The organism is Rhizomicrobium sp. (assembly GCF_056722145.1).
The window spans coordinates 1-3,204 of record NZ_JBWZET010000192.1; the positions used below are offsets into that span (position 1 = coordinate 1).

The 3,204-nt window shown below is 66.0% G+C and carries 4 protein-coding genes; 3 read left to right on the plus strand and 1 reads right to left on the minus strand.

Annotated features, from left to right (window positions below):
* Window positions 1-515 (plus strand): DUF1223 domain-containing protein (locus tag AC1P6P_RS10055; RefSeq protein WP_481402308.1); only part of this gene is annotated, 515 nt, incomplete at its 5' end.
* Between the two features lie 38 nt (window positions 516-553).
* A complete protein-coding gene (locus AC1P6P_RS10060) occupies window positions 554-1,132 on the plus strand; it encodes a hypothetical protein (RefSeq protein ID WP_481402309.1) in 579 nt (192 codons plus the stop codon).
* Here the strand turns inward: AC1P6P_RS10060 and AC1P6P_RS10065 are convergent.
* Window positions 1,067-1,390 (minus strand): hypothetical protein, encoded by a 324-nt coding sequence (locus tag AC1P6P_RS10065; protein ID WP_481402310.1) that lies wholly within the window; start codon window positions 1,388-1,390, stop codon window positions 1,067-1,069. The two genes, AC1P6P_RS10060 and AC1P6P_RS10065, sit on opposite strands and share 66 nt — an antisense overlap.
* A gap of 159 nt (window positions 1,391-1,549) precedes the next feature.
* On the opposite strand from AC1P6P_RS10065, the gene AC1P6P_RS10070 reads away from it, so the two are divergent.
* The coding region (locus AC1P6P_RS10070) for a putative bifunctional diguanylate cyclase/phosphodiesterase (RefSeq protein ID WP_481402311.1) at window positions 1,550-3,204 on the plus strand (1,655 nt) is incomplete at its 3' end.

Sequence of the window (3,204 nt, forward strand, 5' to 3'; positions counted from 1 at the left end):
CCTATGCGCTGACGCTGGCGACTCTGGCGCGCGAAGACGGGCAGACTCCCGATACGCCGACGCCGGCGGCGATCGCGCGGCAGGACGGGCTTCCGGCCAATGTGGCCTTTGTCGGTGCGGCCCGGATCAAGACGTCGGCCCACGTCGCCTGGTCGGTTCCGGTAACGCTGCACAAGCGTCTCGGCGATCTGCGTCTTGTCGTCGATCGGGCGCCGGACGCGGCCCGTCGCGGCAATGTCGACGCCACAATCTGGATGTTCCGCTATCGCAGCCAGGCGCAAGTGCGGATCGGCGGCGGCGAGAACAACGGCCAGACGGTCACCTATCACAACGTCGTCACCGCGATCACCAATGTCGGGCACTGGCGCGGCGAACAGCTCATCATCGATGTGCCCAAGGCCGGCGGCAATACGCCGGCGCACGATGCCATCGCGGTGGTGGTGCAGCAGGCCGGCTACGGCCGAGTGGTGGGTGCCGCGGTCGCCAGCAACGCCGCCTTCTACGCGCCGTGGTAAGGATTCCGTTGGCGCGGGTTTGCCTGTAGCTTTGCCCCATGACTGCGTTTGCGCTGGTGCTTCTGCTCGGGGCCGCGGCCGCCTGGATTGCGGCGGGCGGTGCGCCGGCCCGCACCGAACCCTATCTGCGCCTTGCCGCCGTGCTCTATGGCGCGCTGGCGCTCAGCGAAGGCACCGGCATCGCGCCGGAGGCCGTCACCGACATCGTCGCGACGTTGGGATCGGTGGTGTTGTGCGTTGCCGCCTTTTCCGCCGTCCGCCGGGCGCCGACGGTCGCGACCGCCAGTCTCATCCTGCTCATTGCCACGATTTGCGGCCTCGGCGCGGCGGCGCTGGACTGGCGGGTGATGGCGGCCGTTCCCCAGGTGCTGAGCGCGCTCTTCACCTTCGCCCTTGCGCGGCGCCGGATGTGGCGGCGGCCGAATCTTTATCTGGCGCTGGCAGCGCTGTCGCTGTTTGCGGCGGCGGCGTCTGCGTTGGCCCCGGGTGTCGGGGCGCATGCCGGCGTGCTGCTGTTCGCGGCGGCGGCGGTGAGCGGGGTCGCAATCGCCTCAGACGGTTTCGTCGAGCACGGTGGGGCGGGGCGCCCGCGACGGGCCGTAAGCCGCACCCGCTGACGGCAGCGGCGCGTTGGTGCAATAGACCTGACCCATCACCTGCGCGACGAAGGTCGGGGTCAAACGCGGTGCGTCCCAAAATGGATCGCTGTGTTCTGTATCGGACTGGGACGATCCGCGCTTGTCGAGCGGCGTGCAGATCCAGCTCTGCGGTTCGCGGCGGGACGAATATTCACCATCGAATCCGGCGCGGGCATTGATTTTTTCGACGGCATGGACCGACGAGTTTTCGCGGTTTGCCGCGCTCGCCTTGACCATTGGATATGCCGTAATCGCCGTCATAACCCTTTGTTCAGGCAAAGTGCGGGCCGTGACTGCGAACAGCGGGTTTGTTTCAAGAGTTACGGGATTTTTAAGCCCCCTCGCCCATCATCGATCGAAAGGGCCGCTGATAAAGCCCAACTGGTGGTGGATGTGGTGGAACAGTCGCTTCAGAAGAAGCCAGGGGACTCACTTGCCTCGCTGAAAGCCGTCGAAGACGCGGAGCGATTGCGGCTTGCGGTCTCCGCTGCCGGTATCGTCGCGTTCAATTGGACCATCGCCGACGACCGCATCGCCTGGGAGGGCGCCCACGATATCCTTCCCGGCCAGATCATGCAGCGCGGCACCAGCCAGGGTCGGGCGCTGCTGGCGACGATGAACAGCCATATCCGCCAACGCTTCGCCGCCCTGATCGAAAGCCGCAGCCCCGAAACCGTGTCGTTCGACGTCGACGTCGAACTGGCCTCGGCGCTGGGCACGGTTTGGTTCGTGTTCCTCGGCAGCCGCGTTCCCAATGCCGACGGGGCCACCGAGCGGCTCACCGGCGTGGTCCGCGAAATCACCGAGCGCAAGCACCAGATCCATCGCCTGACCTACTTGGCGACCCGCGACGAACTCACCGGTCACTTGAATCGCAACTCGCTGCGCGCCGAACTGGCGGAAGCGATCGCCACCGCCCAGGCGCAGGAACGCCATTGCGGCTTCCTGGTGTTCTCGATCGACCGGCTTGCCATCATCAACGATTCCTACGGCTTCGACGCCGCCGACGAGGTCATCGTGGCGGTCGGCGAACGGCTGGCGCGCTCGCTGCGTTCGACCGATGTGATCGGGCGCACCGCCGGCAACAAGTTCGGCGTCATCCTCAAGAACTGCACCGAGAGCGATATCGCCATCGTCGCCGAACGCCTGCGCGCGGTGGTGCGCGGCGATGTCGTCGATACGCGGGCGGGGCGGGTGGCCGTGACCTCGTCGGTCGGCGCGGTGTGGCTGCCGGGCAGCGCCGCCTCAAGCCAGGAAGCGATGCTGCGCGCCGAAGAAGCGCTGGAGCGGGCCCGCAGCCATGGCCGCGACGGCTATTCGATCTATCACCATTCCGAACTGCGCGAAGGCGCCCGCCTCAGGTTGATGGCGGTTGCCGACGAAGTCGTGGCGGCGCTGAAAGAGGATCGCCTCGTCTTCGCCTATCAGCCGATCATCGATGCCAAGACGCGCGCCATCGCCGAATATGAATGCCTCCTGCGGATGATCAAGCCCGACGGTTCGATCGCGCCGGCCGGCCATTTCATTCCGGCGGCGGAACAATTGGGCCTGGTGCGTCTGGTCGATCGCCGCGCCCTGGAAATGACGATCGCAACGCTGCATGCCCATCCCGAGATCAACCTGTCGGTCAACGTCTCCGGCACGACGGCGCAGGATTCGGCGTTCCTGCAGTCCTTCGTCGAATACGTGAAGCAGAATTCGGCGGTGGCGAACCGCTTGGTGGTCGAGCTGACCGAAACCGCGGCGCTGCATCACTTCGAGGAAAACGCCCGCTTCGTGTCGCGCCTGAGGGAAATGGGCTGCCGCATCGCCATCGACGATTTCGGCGCCGGCTACACCTCGTTCCGCAACCTGCAGATGCTGCGCGTCGACAAGGTCAAGATCGACGGCTCGTACGTTGCCGCGCTGACGACTTCGCCCGAGAACCAGATCTTCGTGCGCACGCTGGTCGACCTCGCCAAAAACTTCAACCTCAAGACGACGGCGGAATGGGTCGGCTCCGAGGAAGAAGCGGTGCTGCTCGAAAGCTTCGGCGTCGACCACTTCCAGGG